Source organism: Streptomyces sp. NPDC093018 (assembly GCF_040684035.1).
GTDB classification, from domain to species: domain Bacteria; phylum Actinomycetota; class Actinomycetes; order Streptomycetales; family Streptomycetaceae; genus Streptomyces; species Streptomyces murinus.
This window is the reverse complement of the sequence record NZ_JBFBFF010000016.1, coordinates 49,526-63,683: the sequence shown is the minus strand read 5'-3', so window position 1 is coordinate 63,683 and position 14,158 is coordinate 49,526. Positions and strand designations below refer to the sequence as shown.

The window sequence follows — 14,158 nt, the reverse complement described above, 5'->3', positions numbered from 1 at the left end:
CTTTACGCGTCGAAGTACTCCGGTGTGCGGAAGAGCCCGGCGAAGGATCCGGGGCCGTGCCGGTCGTCCAGCCACGTCCCCAAGGCGGTCGCGTCGCCGCTGATGACGGCTCTGAGGAGTCGTGCGTGGCACTCGCTCTCTTCCCCGGGGGCGAATTCGTCGAGGAAGTGCGTGTACCGGCGGTTGACGGCTCTTTCATAGCCGCTCAACGCGGCCATGTATCGCGCCTGTTCTTCGCTTCCCGGCACCGTCGCCGAGCGGTCCGTGTCTTCCGCCGTCAGGGTTCCCGTCACGTCCCGGTAGGTGAGCGCGCCGAGGATGTCCGGAGGTTCCGTCAGACCGAAGTGTTCCGCTGTTTGGCGGGTGATGGCGCGCGCTTCCTTGTCACACGCGCCTTCCATGACGATTCCGAGATTTCGCGTGGAACGGCTTTCGTGTCTGTCGGCGGCCGAGTAGGACTGTCCGCCGGTACGGCGGTAGTTGATTCCGTACTGGGTGCGGACGGGCACGCCTGCCACTTCCACGTACCGGCGTCGCGACCCGTAGTGCAGGCAGTCATGTGTGTACGCGCGCAGGAGATCGAGAAGGGCCGACGCGGGGTCCTCGGGGGACCGGCGTTCCATGGGTCCGTACATCGTGATGACGGACATCATCTGGAAGTGCCGGTAGCCCTGGTCCGGGTGGTGGAAACCGCCGAAGGCGCCGGGGCGTGAGGATTCGGAGCCGATCAGTACCCGTTCGAACGGCAATAACTTCGCCAGGCCGTGCCCGGAGTACCGGTGGCCCGCGAGCGTGACGCCGACGCGGAAGAGCGTGGTGTCGATGCCGCTCGCCTCCCACCGGCTGAGCGTCTCTGGCAGGGGCCGGAAGACGTGGGCGGGATGCTTTGCCATGAGCGGTGTCGCGTCGGAGCGTATGGCCGCCAGTGCCGCCATGGCCTTCGCGCCGTTGACGGACTCGTTCGGCGCGAGTTCCGTCAGGTCGGTGTGCCGTCCGCCTTGATCAGCTGGACGTGAGACTCCTGCATCCCCTCCGGGAGTGCGTCCGGGTCGAACCATTTCGCCTCCAGGATCTCGAAGCCGTCGAGCTTGAGAGTTCCGCCCACGTGAAGTGCCTCGTACGCGATTTCCGCGCGGAGTCTGTAGCCGCTGGTCACCTGGACCAGGCGCCCGGGAACGACTTCGAGACCGGTTTCCTCCCGGACCTCCCGGACGATGGTCATCGGGAATTCCTCGCTCTTGACCGCGTAACCGGTCGGCAGCCCCCAGGGCCGGTCTGCGGGCCACATACGGTGCTTCAGCAACAGGACTTGACCTTGCTCGTTCCGCACCACGCCCGTGACACCGATCATGAATGTGGCGTTCGCGAACCACAGGATGCGCCATTGCAGAGGGCCGCGAATGAGTTTCCACACGCGGGCGATGATTCGTTTCATGCGCACCTTTCCGGCAGGGCGAGCGCGAGGGCGCCTGCCTCACGCTGATTCAACCTGAGCCGCGGGGAGCGGGTCACGTCTGATTGCACGTGATTGCGCACGAGTCAGACGAGCGAGTCCCGTGCCCTGTGGATGAGCGCACGCGCCTGCGGGCCGTAGACGGCCATGTCGGCGAGCATCGTGAAGGTCTCGGCATAGGCGCCGACTTCGCCGGGCCGCGTCAACGTGAGATGTCCCGAGACGAGTTCGACGTTCACCTGCGTCGTGTCGAAGATCCAGAACCCCTCTACGGGCAGACGCGTCCGACCGAGACGGGTGGGTACGACACCGACGCTGATGTTGGGCAGGGCGCTGACCGACACCAGCCGCTCAAGTTGTTCGGCCTGTGTGTCGGCGTCGCCGAGCCCGTTGCTCAATACGGACTCCTCGACCAGGAAGGCGAATCTGCGGGGTGAGTCGTGGAGTACGCGCTGGCGTTCCATACGTACGGCTACGGCGTCGGCCACGTCGTCGACGGAGACCCGCCGCCGCTGGACCGCGCGCAGCACGGCCTCGGTGTATCCGTGGGTCTGGAGCAGGCCCGGCACGAACCACGAGGAGTACGCGCGGAACCAATGGGTGCGCTCGAAAAGGGGCAGCACGGCTTGCTGTGCCCGCCGCAGTCCCGAGCGCTCCATCCTGCGCCATTCCACCCACATGCCCTCGACGGCGTGCAGTGAGGCGACGAGGTCCTCGGCTTGTTCGTCGGCGCCGCAGGCATGGCACCACGCGCGGATGTCGTCGGCGCTCGGCTGAGTCTTCGCCGTCGATATACGGGACACCTTGGACGGATGCCAGCCACACAGGGCGGCCACGTCCTTGCCGTTCAGCCCGGCGTCCTTCGCCAACTCTCTGAGACGGTCGGCGAGCAGACGCCGGGCTCGTTGCACACTCGATGATCCTGAGGCGGACATGGTTCAGGTCGGCTTGTAGTCCTCGTGCGGCACGGCTCGTGCCCACACCGTCTCGAAGGCCGTGTTCACGAGGTCCAGCACGGCCGGCTCCGTGTTCCAGTCCCGGTCCACCACATCCCCGTCCCCGGAGAAGAAGGTGAACAGGACGGCCGATCCGTCGAACATCCACAGGTCGGTGCCGGGGAGCGCGATGTCCGCCGCGTTGCGCCGGGGGAGCCAGCGCACCAGTTCCCCCGCCGCCACATTGGCGAACGTCAGGTCGTGCTCGAACCGGATGTAGTCGGTGACCGGCTCGGAGACGACGCGGGCGCGGCGCATCGAGACTCCGCGAGCCGTCGTCTCGCCCACGAGGTCCCGCCAGGATCCCCACCAGTCGGGCAAGTTGGCGGGATCACCGGCATAGCGGTGCCCCGCTCGCCAGCGGGCGAACTCGGGGTCGTCCGGGGTGTACCGGTCCCGCATCTCCAGGTGCACAGCGGAGTGCCGCGCCTGTGCCAGGCCCTCACGGACGGGGTACTTCACCGCTGCTGCCTTCCGGTCGCGGAACGTACTTCAGCATCACTGCCGGAAGCCGGACGATCGCCTCGTGATCCGGGACGTCCGTCGAGTGGCCAGGGATGGAACCGATCTCCTGGCACGCCTTCACCTCGGCCTCCGTCGCCTTGTACGACTGGATCAACAGGTCCCCGGTGTCTTCGTCCAACCAGATGGTCGGCGAATCGTCCACGGGGGTGTTCGGGATGATCCCGAGGAACCGCAGCTTCATGCCGTCTCCCTCTGCCGAGGTGATTGCGCTCGATTGCATGACCATCGACCTAGCAGCGTAGGTCGTCAAGCATGTGTTTTCAGACCTTTGCGCCGACCCGAACTGTCTGACACCGTGAGCGGCCGTCGCGAGGACAAGGAGCTGCTGGCATGACCGTTGCTTCCCCCAAGTTCCTGGCCGGCCTGGTCAGGGACGCGCGTGCGGACGGTGTCGCCGGGTTCGTGGTCGGCGCCGTCGTCAGCGATGCCGGCCGCTTCCTGTTGCTTCGGCGCAGGGCGGGTGACTTCCTGGGTGGCATGTGGGAGATCCCGTCCGGCAAGGTCGAGGAGGGCGAGACCCTCCTGGAGGCCCTGCACCGGGAGACCGCGGAGGAGACCGGCCTGGCCATCCGCCAAGTGGACGGCTACGTCGGCCACTTCGACTACGGCGGCGGCAGTGGCGGCACCACCAGACAGTTCAACTTCGCCGTCACCGTCGAGTGGACCGGACCCGTCGTCCTGACCGAGCACGATGCCCATCAGTGGGCCCTGCCCACCGAGCTGCCCCCGGTCAGCGACGCGGTCCGCGGTCTCATCGGTCGCTGATCGCCCCGGGCGGACCGGCGAGTGGGATCTCGGCCCACACTGTCTTGCCGACGATGCGTTCGCGTACGCCCCAGGTGCGGGACAGCGCGTCCACGACGACCAGGCCCCGGTCGTGTTCGTCGCCGAAGGCGGCGCGGAGCATCTGCAGGTGCCGTTCGCCCCGGGTGTCGCTCACCTCGATGCGCAGCGTGTCCTCCTCGGGCAGGAGCATCAGGCGCAGCTCGAAGTCGCGGCCCGGTACGCGACCGTGGGTGACGGCGTTGGTCGCCAGCTCCGAGACGAGGAGCTGGGCGGTGTTGCTCAGCGGCCCGTCGTAGGGGTAGCCCCAGTTGTCGAGCGCGGTTCCGGTGAGCCTTCGGGCCAGTCGCGCGCCGCGTGGGGTGGCGCTGAGCCGCTGGATCAACTCTTTCAGGGGGGTGGAGATTTCCAGATTCACAACACCGAGCGTGGCCGGTTCTCCCTACGCTGACCAGGAGGAACTCGGCGACTCTGCGTAGTCGTACGGGTACGAGTCGGCGCGTGTACGGAGAGAGCGGAGGACGGAGTGGTAGACGAACAAGAGCGGCGGCCGGACACTCCTGGGCAGGAGAACGGGGCGGCAGGTGTCTTCGCCATGGTGGGCAAGCAGTTGAAGCTCCTGCGGGAGCGAGCGGGGCTCAGTCAGTCGGAGTTCGGGAGGCTGGTCCGCTACGGCCCGGACCATATCTCGGCCATGGAGCGGGGGGTACGGACCCCGAGGCCGGACTTCCTTGTCAAGGCCGATCCCATCCTCAACGCCAACGGGATGCTGATCGCGGTCATCCCCGACGTGGAGGACGCGATGCGGAGGGCGCGGACCCGGCATCCCGACTGGTACCGGGACCATGCCGCGACCGAGGCGGAAGCGGAGGAGCTGCACCACTACAGCAACCACGTTGTGCATGGGCTGTTGCAGACCGAGGCACACGCGCGGGTTGTATTCGCCAAGCGGCGACCGTTTCTCAACGAGGAGACCATCGAGAAACGAGTGGCCGACCGCATCTCGCGTCAGCAGGTCTTCGAGCGCTGGCCCGCGCCCATCGTCAGCTACATCCTCGAAGAGGTGGTGCTCGACCGGCCGATCGGCGGGCGGAGGGTCCATGCCGATCAGCTGCGCCACCTATTGGCCCTGGGGGATAGGCAGAACATCGAGATCCAGGTGATGCCGACCAAAGTGGAGGAACATCCCAACCTGGGCAGCGCGTTCAACCTTCTGGTACCGAAAGGACATGAGCAGGTGGCGTACCTGGAGGCACAAGGTCATCCACAGTTGATCACCGCTCGGGAAGAGGTCCGGAAGATCGCCGACCGCTATGGGATCATGCGCGCGATGGCGCTGACTCCCAAGCAATCCCGCGCCCTGATCGCGGAGAAAGTGGACAAGCTATGAGCACCGAGAGCCTGGCCTGGTTCAAGTCCAGCTACAGCGACGGTGAAGGCGGCGACTGCGTCGAACTCTCCTACACCTGGCGCAAGTCGAGCTACAGCGGCGGAGCGGGCGGCGAGTGCGTCGAAGTCGCCGAGCACCCCACCGCCATCCACATCCGTGACTCCAAGCGACCCACCGCCCCCCACCTCACCATCCGCCCCACCACCTGGGCCGCCTTCCTCGACGCGGAGAAGACGGAGACGGCATGAGCGCTGACAGTCCGGTGTGGTTCAAGTCCAGTTACAGCAGCGGCGAAGGCGGCGACTGCGTCGAGGTCGCCGAGCACCCCGCCGCCATCCACATCCGCGACTCGAAACTTCCCGCCGCTCACCTCACTGTTCGCCCCTCCACCTGGGCATCCTTCTTGCAAGTTGCCCAAGTACACGCGAGGTGAGCGATTGACGGGTCGGCGAGGGGGTGGGACCGGTACCGTACGGGGCGTTCTGTCCGCAACCAAATGCCGGGGAACCATCCGGGACCGGATCGGTAACTCGCGCTCGTAGCCTGCCTTTCCACCCTCGCCGACTTCGTCATCCGAGCAGAGGTATGAAAGAAGACAACGACGTCAGCCGGATCTTCGTGCTGAACCCGGATCCCCGCCTCCTCAGGGAGGCGCACCGGGCCGGTGTACAAGTGCGGTCGGCCTGGGCCGACACGCACGACGAGTCCGCGCTGCGGCCCATCCTGAAGGAGGCCGCAGCGGCCGGGCTGTTCGTCAATCCCGCACGCGCGCTGCGGCTGCTCGCCGACCCGGACGCCGTACAGCGCCTCGTCCGGGACAACCGGCTGTCGCCGGACGCCGGGGCGGTCTCCGGCGCGCCCCGGCTGACCGTGGAGACACTGAGCGTGCACGGCATGCACCAGACCGTGGGGATCACGGCCCGGATGTCGTACGGCCTGCTCTCCCCGGCCCCGCTGACGGAGGACACCGCGGCGGAGGTACGGGCCGTGGTGACCGCGCTCCTCGACCTGACCGGGTACCAGTACGGGCCCGCGCACACCGGGGTCACCCTGACCCGGCAGGGCCCGGTGATCACCGGCTGCCGGGCGGGGCTCGGGGACGATCCGGTGCCCGAACTCCTCAGGGTGGCCGGGGGATTCGACCTCGCCGCCGGAGCCGTACGGGTACTGGCCGGAAAACTCGTGGAGGTCGCCCGGCCGGAACGATTCGCCGCCGCGGCCGAATCGAGCCGGTCGCCGGGGCCGGAACAGCCGATTCCCGGTGTCCGGTTCGTGCCGGCGCGGGGCGGCCGCCGCCCCGGGCACTTCGTGGTGCACGCCGACTCCCCGGCGGCCGCCGCCCAGCGGCTGACCTCGCTGGGCGGGCTGGTCGCGGGCGAGGCCAGCTGATCCGGAGCCGCGGGGACCGGATCGGTAACGAAACGGTACGAGGGCGCCTCACTGTTGATACGTCGCCGGAAGAAGGACGACGACGCCAGCGACGTCAACAGGAGGCGGAGCCAGGATGCTGAAGTTCTCGATCCTCGGGGCACTACAGGTCCGTACCGTGTCCGGCCCGGCGGAGATCAGCGGCGACCTCCAGCGCACCCTCGTACAGACGCTGCTGGTCAGCGAGGGACAGCCGGTGTCCGGCGAGAGCCTGGTCGAGGAGATGTGGGGCGAGACCGTGCCCGACAACCAGGCCAACGCCCTCCAGGCGCATGTGAGCAGGCTCCGACGGAAATTGAAGGCCCTGGAACCGGGGCGTCCGGTATCTCGGGTGACGATTCATCCCTCCGGTTACCGGCTGACCGTGGACGAGGGCGAGATGGACGCCGCCGAGTTCGTACGGACCGTACGGGAGGCGGAATCGGCGTCCCCGTACGACGCGGAGGGCACCGCCCGGATGCTGGGGCAGGCGCTCGCGCTGTGGCGGGGTCCGGTGTTCGGCGGGTTCCCCGGCGGGACCCTGTGCCAGCTCGCCGGCGCCCGGTACGAGGAGTACCGGATGCGGGCCATGGAGCTGCGATTCGACGCGGAACTGCGGCTCGGACAGCATGCGGCGGTGCTCGCGGAGCTGGCCGAGGCGCATACCCACTACCCCCTGCGTGAACGGTTCTGCGAGCAGCTGATGATCGCGCTGTACTGCTCGGGGCGGCAGGCGGACGCGCTCGATGTGTTCCGCCGGATGCGCCGCCAGCTCGACGAGGAACTCGGCATCCAGCCCTCGCCCGCGCTGCGCCGGGTTGAGAGCGCTATCTTGCGGCATGATCCCGCTCTCGTCAGGGATGCGCGTTCGACCCTCCTCCAGATCGCCTGAGGTGGTTAGCCTGTTCGCCAGGACCGAGGAAGACCCCAGGTAGCCGGAATCACCTCCTCCGTGTTGCTCGTTCGGGTACAACCTAGGGTGGTCCCGAACATCTCGGGCCGGGCGGCGCGGCGGGGGCGGAGGGGACGGGTTCGTGGAATCGGCGGCATCCGGTCGTCCTGTCGTGCGCTTCAACATCCTCGGCTCGCTCGAAGGCTGGTGCGGGGAACGCCGGTTGAGGCTGGGCAGTCCGACCCAGGAACGGGTACTGGTCACCCTGCTGCTCGAACCCGGCCGCATGGTGCCGATGTCCCGGCTGATCGCCGCGGCCTGGGACGACGAGCCGCCGCAGACCGCAAGTCACCAGATCCGCAAGTGTGTTGCGGCCCTGCGCACCCATATCCCGGACGGCGCCGCCCTGATCGTCACCGACGGCGCCGGATATCGCGCCGTGCTCGGCGAACACCAGCTGGATCTCTACGAGTTCACGGAGCGATCGAGACAGGCCAGGCAGGCGGTGGCGGCCGGGCGGCCCGAGGAGGCCGTCGGGCACCTGCGTGCCTGCCTGGAGCTGTGGCGGGGCCCGGTGATGGCGGGCGCCGGGGGCTCCGTGATCAGCGGGGCCTCGGCGGCACTCGAAGAGCGCCACATGGCGGTCGCCGAGCAGTACTTCGAACTCCAGCTGGAGCTGGGCCAGTCGGCCGAACTGGTCGGGCCGCTGCGCGAGTTGGTCACCGCGCACCCGCTGCGGGAGACCCTGCGCGGCCGGCTGATGCTGGCGCTGTACCGGGCCGGACGGCAGGCCGAGGCGCTGGAGGAGTTCGGGCGGGTGCGCGACCTGCTGGTGGAGGAGCTGGGCATCGACCCGGGCGCCGAACTCACCCGGCTCTACGAGGCGATCCTGCGCGACAGCCCCGAAGTGGCCGCCCGGGTACCGCAGTCGGTGGCCGACCGCGCCGCCCTGCTGGTCCCCGTGCCCTACGCCACCCAGACCTCGGGCACCGAGCCCGCGCCCTGCACCCTGCCCTACGACCTGCCGGACTTCACCGGCCGGGACGAGGAGCTGGCCCGGCTGGTCACGGTGGGCTGCGCCCCGGCCACCGGCGGCACCCGGATCATCGGCGTGGACGGCATGGGCGGCAGCGGCAAGACCGCGCTCGCGGTGCACGCCGCCCATCTGCTGGCGCCCGAGTATCCCGACGGGCAGCTCTTCGTGGACCTGCGCGGCTTCAGCCCCGGCGAGAAGGCCCAGGAACCCGGCGCCGTACTGCACTCCTTACTGCACACCCTGGGCATACCGGACGATCGAATACCGGACGACCTGGAGCGTCGTACCACTTTCTGGCGAACCGTTTCCGCCCAGCGGAAGTTGCTCCTGCTCCTCGACAACGCCGCCGACGCCGCCCAGGTGCGGCCGCTGCTGCCGGCGTCCGAGGACTGCCTCGCCATCGTCACCAGCCGGGTCCGGATGCTCGACCTCGACGGCTCCGAGTGGCTGTCGCTGGGGCTCCTGTCGCCCGGTGACAGCACCACCCTGCTGACCCGGATGCTGGGCTTTGAACGCACCGCCGCCGAGCCGCGGGCCGTGGACCGGCTGGCCCGGCTGTGCGGGGGACTGCCGCTCGCCCTGCGGATCACCACCGCGCGGCTGCGCAACCGGCCGCGCTGGACGGTGCAGTACCTGGTGGACCGGCTCGCCGACGAGACCCGGCGGCTGCGGGAGCTGAGCGCCGGGGAACGCAGCGTCGAGGCCACGCTCAGGCTGTCGTACCAGGCCATGGACGAGGACCAGCGGGCCGCCTTCCGGCTGCTCGGGCTGCACCCGGGCAGCGCCATCGACGTGCCCTCCGCCGCGGCGCTGCTCGGCACCGACGGGCATGACGCGGAGGACCTCCTGGAGTGCCTGCTGGACGCGCATCTGCTGGAGCAGCACGAGGCGGGCCTGTACGGCTTCCACGATCTGGTGCGCACGTACGCGCTCAGCGTGCGCGAGGTGGAGGACGACGAGGAGTCCGCCGTCGAGCGCCTGGTGGCGTACTACATCCAGAGCACGGACCGGGCCTGCGAGACCCTCTTCCCCGGCCGCAACCGCTACGGCGAGGCGCCGGCCGAACACGATCCCGCGCTGCCCCGGCTGGACGACGGCGAGCAGGCGCTGCGCTGGTTCGACCGGGAGTACGAGGCGCTGCTCGCGGTGGTCGCGCAGGCCGGCACGCAGGGGCTGCACCGCCCGGCCGCGCTGCTGGCCCGCAATCTGCTCTTCTACCTCGATCTGCGGGGCCGGTACGAGGAGTTCCGGATCGTCGGCCGGATCGGGGTGGCCGCGTGCCGCCAGCTGAACGACGACGCGCTGCTCGGCATCAGCCTGTGCAACCTGGCCGTGGCGCACTGGTGGCTCGGTGACTTCCAGGACGGCATCACCACCGCGCAGGAGGGCCTGGAGCTGTCCCGGGGCAGCGATCCGCGCTCCGAGGCGATCTGCCTGGACGTCCTCGGGCTGCTGCACGGCTCGCTCGGCAACTTCGAGCAGGCGCGCGCGTATCTGGACCAGGGCATCGCGCTGCACCGGGAGTTGGGGCTGTCCCGGATGGAGGCGCAGGCGCTGGTCAATCTCGCGACCGTGCAGATCTGGACCGGGCACCATGCCGAGGGCGCGCGCAACGCGGCCCGCGCGACCGAGCTGAACCGGCGGCTGGGCGAGCGCAACAACGAGATCCACTCGCTGACCTTCCTCGCCCTCGCCCATCTCGGCACCGGCGAGGACGAGCGGGCGCGCGCCTGTCTCGCCCAGGCGCTGGAACTGTGCGACGAGTCCCGCAAGCCGGCCAATGTCGCGGTGGTCCTCGCCCACTGGGCGCGGGTCTGCCAGCGGCTCGGTGATCTGCGCTCGGCCGCGGAGCACGCCGAGCGGGCGCTCGACCTGGTCTCCGCGGAGGGCACGGCGCTGCGGCAGGCGACGGTGTCCAACGTGGTCGGCCTGGTCCATCTGCGCAGCGGCGCCCCCGAGCGGGCCATGGAACTGCACGGCCAGGCCCACGAACTGGCGTCCCGGCACGGCTACCGCATCGAGATCGCCCACGCCCTGCACGGCATGGCGGAGGCCGCGCAGGCCCTGGACGACGACAAAACCGCCGACCGCCACCACACGGAGGCACGGGCCCTGTACGACGCCATGGGCGTCACGGAGGCGGGCCGCCGACTGTAGTCCTGGCTGGTGCTGGTGCTGGTGCTGGTGCTGGTGCTGGTGGCCCGCGGCCCGCGGTGTCCGGTGGCTGTGACCGGTGGCCTGCGGCCCGCGATGGCCGGTGGCCGTGACCGGTGGCCGGTGGCTCGTGGCTGGTGGCCTGCGGGCCGCCGTTCCCGGCTCCCGGTCTCCGGCCCCGGCTCCCGGCCTGCGGCGTCCGGTCCCGGTTTCCGGCTCTTGGCCCGAGGCCCCGGCCTGCGGTCCGGTGCCTGCGGCCTGGGGTCCCCGGGCTCCGGTTCTCGGGTTTCCGGCTCCCAGCCCCAGCCTCCAGCCCCGAGCCCCCGGCCTCCGGTTTCCGGTCCTCGCGCCCCGGCCTGTGATCACCGGCCACAGGCTCTGGATTCCGGCTCCCGGCTCCCGGTCTTCGGCCTCCGATCCTCGGCCCGGGGTCTCCGACTTGCGGCCCGCAGTCTCCGTTTCCTGGTCTTCGGTCCTCGGATTCCGGTTCCCCGACCGTGGTTCCCGGCCCGTGGTTCCGGCTTTTGGCTTCCGGTCCCCGACCGGCGGTCGTCGGTTTCCGGTTCTCGGCTCCGGCGCCCGGTATGCGGGCTCCGGTTCCCGGTTCCGGTCTCCGGCCGGCCCGCACTTCTCAGCTCCCGGTGCTCGGCTTCCGAACTGCGATCCTCGGCTCCGGACCTCGGTTCCGGTTTCCGGCCCGCACTCCTCAGCTCCCGATCCTCAGCTCCCGACCCGCAGTCCCTGACTCCCGGCCCGCAGTCCCCGGTTCTCGGTGCCCAGCTCCCGGTCCCCAGCTCCCGGTCCCCGGCCCGTGATCCCCGGCCCCCGTCCCACGCGGCGTCGGTACCGGTCGTGTCGTTCGGGTGGATACGGCGACGGCACCGGTGGGTGGGGACCCGGCCGGTGCCGTAGGGGCGCTCGCGTGGGGGGAGCGAGGGGGAAGTGTGGGGGTGTGCCGCGGCGGCCGTGCGCTGTTCCGTGGGATCAGGAGCGGACGAAGCCCGGACCGTGGTCGTCGGAGGCCTGGACGGAGTGGTTGCCGCCCTGCACCACGGCCTGGTGCAGCCCGGTGCCGGGCAGCGCGGCGGCGGCGCCGAGGGCGAGGACGCCCACGCCCGCCAGGGCCGCCAGAGCCGTCTTCGTACGCAGTGCGATGGAACGCATGTGCAACCCCTTGTGAGAGACGGACCGGGTTCCGGTCGCCGGGCTCTCCCGGCGCCACGACCGATATTTGGGGGAAGCGGTCCCTGTGCCGTCCCCGCCGGTTACCGGGGCCGGGGAGGCCGTCGGGACCCTTACTCGGCTGCGCAGGTCAGAACGGGTGTCGGGGCGGGTGTCAGACGGGTTTGAAGACGCCCAGGAAGGCTTGTGCGACCCGTGCGACACCCTCGCCGAGCGTGTCGTCGGGCTCGCGGACGGTACGGAACGCGAGGGTGAACCCCGCGTCCGCCAGCAGCCGGACCATGTCCTCGGGGCGCCGCCGCCGGAAATCCAGCGTGACCGGGTGCCCCCAGGGGTTCTCCAGCCTGCGGGGCTCGGTGCCGGTCTGGAACGCCAGCAGCAGCCGCCCGCCGGGGGCCAGGACCCGGTACAGCTCGGCGAACAGCTCTGGGAGCCGCTCGTCGGGGGTGTGGATGGAGGAGTACCAGGAGACGGCGCCGGCGAGACCGCCGTCGGGCAGCGGGAGGTCCAGCATGGAGCCCTGCTCGAACCGCAGCCCGGGATGCTCGCGGCGGGCCACGGCCAGCATGGCGGCGGAGAGGTCCAGACCGAAGACGTCCACGCCCAGGGCGGCGAGATGCCCGGTGACCGCGCCGGGACCGCAGCCGAGGTCCGCGACGGCCGCTCCGGGTCCCACCTGCTCCGCGAACGCGGCGAGCAGGGCGCGCTCCAGCGGCTTGTCGGCGAGGGGATTGGCGAAGTGCTCCGCGTAGTCCTCGGCGACGGTGTCGTAGAAGTCGCGGGTGGCGGTCAGGAAGTCCGGGGAGTCCTGAGTTTTGGTCATGCCCCGAAACGTAGTAGTTCGTGAACGAATCGCGAACCGCGGAAGAAATAGTTCCGTATGCGGACCGTCCGCGAAAAGGCAGGAGCCCCGTTGCCGAAGACGGCGCGGGGCTCCTTGGGTACTGCTCTCAGGTTCTGCGATCAGGCAGTGATCAGACGGGGGTGACGTTCTCCGCCTGCGGACCCTTCGGGCCCTGCGTCACGTCGAAGGACACCTGCTGGTTCTCCTCAAGGGAGCGGAAGCCGCTGGCGTTGATCGCGGAGTAGTGAACGAAGACGTCGGGGCCGCCGCCCTCCTGGGCGATGAAGCCAAAGCCCTTTTCGGCGTTGAACCACTTAACGGTTCCGGTAGCCATAAGCCCTCCTTGGGCCCAAAAGGGTTGCCCTGCTCCAGAACCTGCCGGTGCGAAAACGTGCTGCACCACTGCATTCGTCTGAAAACGACGAGAGCCCGCGGTCACATGCTCCGCAGGCTCTGTACTGCAAGGGAAACCAAACTGCAACTTGCGGCGAGCCTAGCATGCAGGCAGCCGAAAGCAATAGAGGGCAAGATCACTTCACTCGGATGTTTGAAAGCCGGTAACCCGTTTGACGGCGGGGCCGGTCCGAGCACCGTACCAGCCGAGGGCTAGAGTCCCGCGATGTGGACATTTCTCGCACCCGGCCGCGCGTCGGCCACATCCAGTTCCTGAACTGCCTGCCCCTGTACTGGGGGCTCGCGAGAACCGGCACGCTCCTCGACTTCCAGCTGACCAAGGACACGCCGGAGAAGCTCAGCGAACGGTTGATCCAGGGGGAGCTCGACGTCGCCCCGGTCACCCTGGTGGAGTACCTGAAGAACTCGGACGACCTGGTCGCCTTCCCCGACATCGCCGTGGGCTGCGACGGCCCCGTGATGTCCTGTGTGATCGTCTCGCAGGTCCCGCTGGAGCAGCTGGACGGCGCGAAGGTCGCCCTCGGCTCCACCTCCCGCACCTCCGTCCGCCTCGCCCAGCTCCTGCTCGGCGAGCGGTACGGCGTCCAGCCCGAGTACTACACCTGCCCGCCCGACCTCGGCCTGATGATGCGGGAGGCCGACGCCGCCGTACTGATCGGCGACGCGGCCCTGCGCGCCAACCTGCACGACGGCCCGCGCTACGGCCTCGACGTGCACGACCTGGGCACGCTGTGGAAGGAGTGGACGGGACTGCCGTTCGTCTTCGCGGTGTGGGCGGCCCGGCGGGACTACCTGGAGCGCGAGCCGCTCATCACCCACCAGGTGCACCAGGCGTTCCTGGAGTCCAAGAAGATCTCCCTGGAGGAGGTCGACAAGGTCGCCGAACAGGCCGCCCACTGGGAGGCGTTCGACGCGCAGACGCTCGCCAAGTACTTCACCACCCTGGACTTCAGCTTCGGCGACGCCCAGCTGGCCGCGGTCGCCGAGTTCGCCCGCCGGGTCGGCCCCACGACCGGCTTCCCCGCCGATGTGAAGGTGGAACTGCTCCGCCCGTAATCACTAGGCTGCGGTCGGGTCTACGGG

17 protein-coding genes are annotated in these 14,158 nt (G+C 69.5%); 8 read left to right on the top strand and 9 right to left on the bottom strand.

Features of this window, described 5'->3' with window-relative positions:
- Positions 1–2: 2 nt before the first annotated feature.
- The 5 genes from AB0N90_RS29120 to AB0N90_RS29100 all read right to left on the bottom strand — a co-directional run bounded on the left by AB0N90_RS29120 (position 3) and on the right by AB0N90_RS29100 (position 3,154).
- Positions 3–935 (bottom strand): hypothetical protein, encoded by a 933-nt coding sequence (locus AB0N90_RS29120; RefSeq protein WP_365201646.1) that lies wholly within the window; start codon positions 933–935, stop codon positions 3–5.
- Positions 936–976: 41 nt separating this feature from the next.
- A complete protein-coding gene (locus AB0N90_RS29115; protein ID WP_162133983.1) occupies positions 977–1,435 on the bottom strand; it encodes an NUDIX domain-containing protein in 459 nt (152 codons plus the stop codon).
- Positions 1,436–1,539: 104 nt separating this feature from the next.
- Positions 1,540–2,388, bottom strand: a complete 849-nt coding sequence (locus AB0N90_RS29110; protein WP_365201644.1) for a helix-turn-helix transcriptional regulator — start codon at positions 2,386–2,388, stop codon at positions 1,540–1,542.
- A gap of 3 nt (positions 2,389–2,391) precedes the next feature.
- The gene (locus AB0N90_RS29105; RefSeq protein WP_365201642.1) at positions 2,392–2,910 is read right to left on the bottom strand and encodes a DUF6879 family protein; all 519 of its coding nucleotides are present in this window, start codon (positions 2,908–2,910) and stop codon (positions 2,392–2,394) included.
- Entirely contained in the window at positions 2,891–3,154 is a 264-nt protein-coding gene (locus AB0N90_RS29100) for a hypothetical protein (RefSeq protein ID WP_365201640.1), read from the bottom strand. Before AB0N90_RS29100 ends, AB0N90_RS29105 begins: the two co-directional genes overlap by 20 nt.
- 149 nt (positions 3,155–3,303) lie before the next feature.
- On the opposite strand from AB0N90_RS29100, the gene AB0N90_RS29095 reads away from it, so the two are divergent.
- Positions 3,304–3,738, top strand: coding sequence for an NUDIX domain-containing protein (locus AB0N90_RS29095; protein WP_365201637.1), 435 nt, complete (start codon positions 3,304–3,306; stop codon positions 3,736–3,738).
- Here AB0N90_RS29095 and AB0N90_RS29090 read toward each other — a convergent pair.
- Positions 3,725–4,174 (bottom strand): ATP-binding protein, encoded by a 450-nt coding sequence (locus tag AB0N90_RS29090; RefSeq protein ID WP_365201635.1) that lies wholly within the window; start codon positions 4,172–4,174, stop codon positions 3,725–3,727. The two genes, AB0N90_RS29095 and AB0N90_RS29090, sit on opposite strands and share 14 nt — an antisense overlap.
- A gap of 177 nt (positions 4,175–4,351) precedes the next feature.
- On the opposite strand from AB0N90_RS29090, the gene AB0N90_RS29085 reads away from it, so the two are divergent.
- From AB0N90_RS29085 to AB0N90_RS29060, 6 genes are all read left to right on the top strand, one after another.
- Entirely contained in the window at positions 4,352–5,146 is a 795-nt protein-coding gene (locus tag AB0N90_RS29085) for a helix-turn-helix transcriptional regulator (protein WP_365201633.1), read from the top strand.
- On the top strand, positions 5,143–5,394 hold the full coding sequence (locus AB0N90_RS29080; RefSeq protein ID WP_365201630.1) for a DUF397 domain-containing protein: 252 nt from the start codon (positions 5,143–5,145) through the stop codon (positions 5,392–5,394). Before AB0N90_RS29085 ends, AB0N90_RS29080 begins: the two co-directional genes overlap by 4 nt.
- Entirely contained in the window at positions 5,391–5,579 is a 189-nt protein-coding gene (locus tag AB0N90_RS29075; RefSeq protein ID WP_365201628.1) for a DUF397 domain-containing protein, read from the top strand. Before AB0N90_RS29080 ends, AB0N90_RS29075 begins: the two co-directional genes overlap by 4 nt.
- Before the next feature lie 152 nt (positions 5,580–5,731).
- The gene (locus tag AB0N90_RS29070) at positions 5,732–6,535 is read left to right on the top strand and encodes a hypothetical protein (RefSeq protein ID WP_365201626.1); all 804 of its coding nucleotides are present in this window, start codon (positions 5,732–5,734) and stop codon (positions 6,533–6,535) included.
- 115 nt (positions 6,536–6,650) lie between these two features.
- Positions 6,651–7,445: an AfsR/SARP family transcriptional regulator gene (locus tag AB0N90_RS29065; RefSeq protein ID WP_085566041.1), complete on the top strand. Its 795-nt coding sequence runs from the start codon at positions 6,651–6,653 to the stop codon at positions 7,443–7,445.
- Positions 7,446–7,617: 172 nt separating this feature from the next.
- A complete protein-coding gene (locus AB0N90_RS29060) occupies positions 7,618–10,638 on the top strand; it encodes a BTAD domain-containing putative transcriptional regulator (protein ID WP_365201624.1) in 3,021 nt (1,006 codons plus the stop codon).
- 981 nt (positions 10,639–11,619) lie between these two features.
- On the opposite strand, the gene AB0N90_RS29055 is transcribed toward AB0N90_RS29060, so the two are convergent.
- From AB0N90_RS29055 to AB0N90_RS29045, 3 genes are all read right to left on the bottom strand, one after another.
- Positions 11,620–11,799, bottom strand: a complete 180-nt coding sequence (locus AB0N90_RS29055; protein WP_085566043.1) for a hypothetical protein — start codon at positions 11,797–11,799, stop codon at positions 11,620–11,622.
- Positions 11,800–11,971: 172 nt separating this feature from the next.
- Positions 11,972–12,640 carry a class I SAM-dependent methyltransferase gene (locus AB0N90_RS29050; protein WP_365201621.1) on the bottom strand — a complete coding sequence of 223 codons (669 nt, stop codon included), beginning with the start codon at positions 12,638–12,640 and terminating at the stop codon, positions 11,972–11,974.
- A 151-nt stretch (positions 12,641–12,791) separates the two neighbouring features.
- Positions 12,792–12,995, bottom strand: a complete 204-nt coding sequence (locus AB0N90_RS29045) for a cold-shock protein (protein WP_003992177.1) — start codon at positions 12,993–12,995, stop codon at positions 12,792–12,794.
- Positions 12,996–13,282: 287 nt separating this feature from the next.
- On the opposite strand from AB0N90_RS29045, the gene AB0N90_RS29040 reads away from it, so the two are divergent.
- The gene (locus tag AB0N90_RS29040; protein ID WP_085566044.1) at positions 13,283–14,131 is read left to right on the top strand and encodes a menaquinone biosynthetic enzyme MqnA/MqnD family protein; all 849 of its coding nucleotides are present in this window, start codon (positions 13,283–13,285) and stop codon (positions 14,129–14,131) included.
- Positions 14,132–14,158: the final 27 nt, after the last annotated feature.

Excerpts from the sequence above, each read along its gene's own strand:
- AB0N90_RS29120 (WP_365201646.1), bottom strand. The coding sequence starts at position 935 with ATGGCGGCACTGGCGGCCATACGCTCCGACGCGACACCGCTCATGGCA.
- AB0N90_RS29055 (WP_085566043.1), bottom strand. The coding sequence starts at position 11,799 with ATGCGTTCCATCGCACTGCGTACGAAGACGGCTCTGGCGGCCCTGGCG.
- AB0N90_RS29070 (WP_365201626.1), top strand. The coding sequence starts at position 5,732 with ATGAAAGAAGACAACGACGTCAGCCGGATCTTCGTGCTGAACCCGGAT.
- AB0N90_RS29050 (WP_365201621.1), bottom strand. The coding sequence starts at position 12,640 with ATGACCAAAACTCAGGACTCCCCGGACTTCCTGACCGCCACCCGCGAC.
- AB0N90_RS29115 (WP_162133983.1), bottom strand. The coding sequence starts at position 1,435 with ATGAAACGAATCATCGCCCGCGTGTGGAAACTCATTCGCGGCCCTCTG.
- AB0N90_RS29110 (WP_365201644.1), bottom strand. The coding sequence starts at position 2,388 with ATGTCCGCCTCAGGATCATCGAGTGTGCAACGAGCCCGGCGTCTGCTC.
- AB0N90_RS29080 (WP_365201630.1), top strand. The coding sequence starts at position 5,143 with ATGAGCACCGAGAGCCTGGCCTGGTTCAAGTCCAGCTACAGCGACGGT.
- AB0N90_RS29100 (WP_365201640.1), bottom strand. The coding sequence starts at position 3,154 with ATGAAGCTGCGGTTCCTCGGGATCATCCCGAACACCCCCGTGGACGAT.
- AB0N90_RS29075 (WP_365201628.1), top strand. The coding sequence starts at position 5,391 with ATGAGCGCTGACAGTCCGGTGTGGTTCAAGTCCAGTTACAGCAGCGGC.
- AB0N90_RS29045 (WP_003992177.1), bottom strand. The coding sequence starts at position 12,995 with ATGGCTACCGGAACCGTTAAGTGGTTCAACGCCGAAAAGGGCTTTGGC.
- AB0N90_RS29085 (WP_365201633.1), top strand. The coding sequence starts at position 4,352 with ATGGTGGGCAAGCAGTTGAAGCTCCTGCGGGAGCGAGCGGGGCTCAGT.
- AB0N90_RS29095 (WP_365201637.1), top strand. The coding sequence starts at position 3,304 with ATGACCGTTGCTTCCCCCAAGTTCCTGGCCGGCCTGGTCAGGGACGCG.
- AB0N90_RS29065 (WP_085566041.1), top strand. The coding sequence starts at position 6,651 with ATGCTGAAGTTCTCGATCCTCGGGGCACTACAGGTCCGTACCGTGTCC.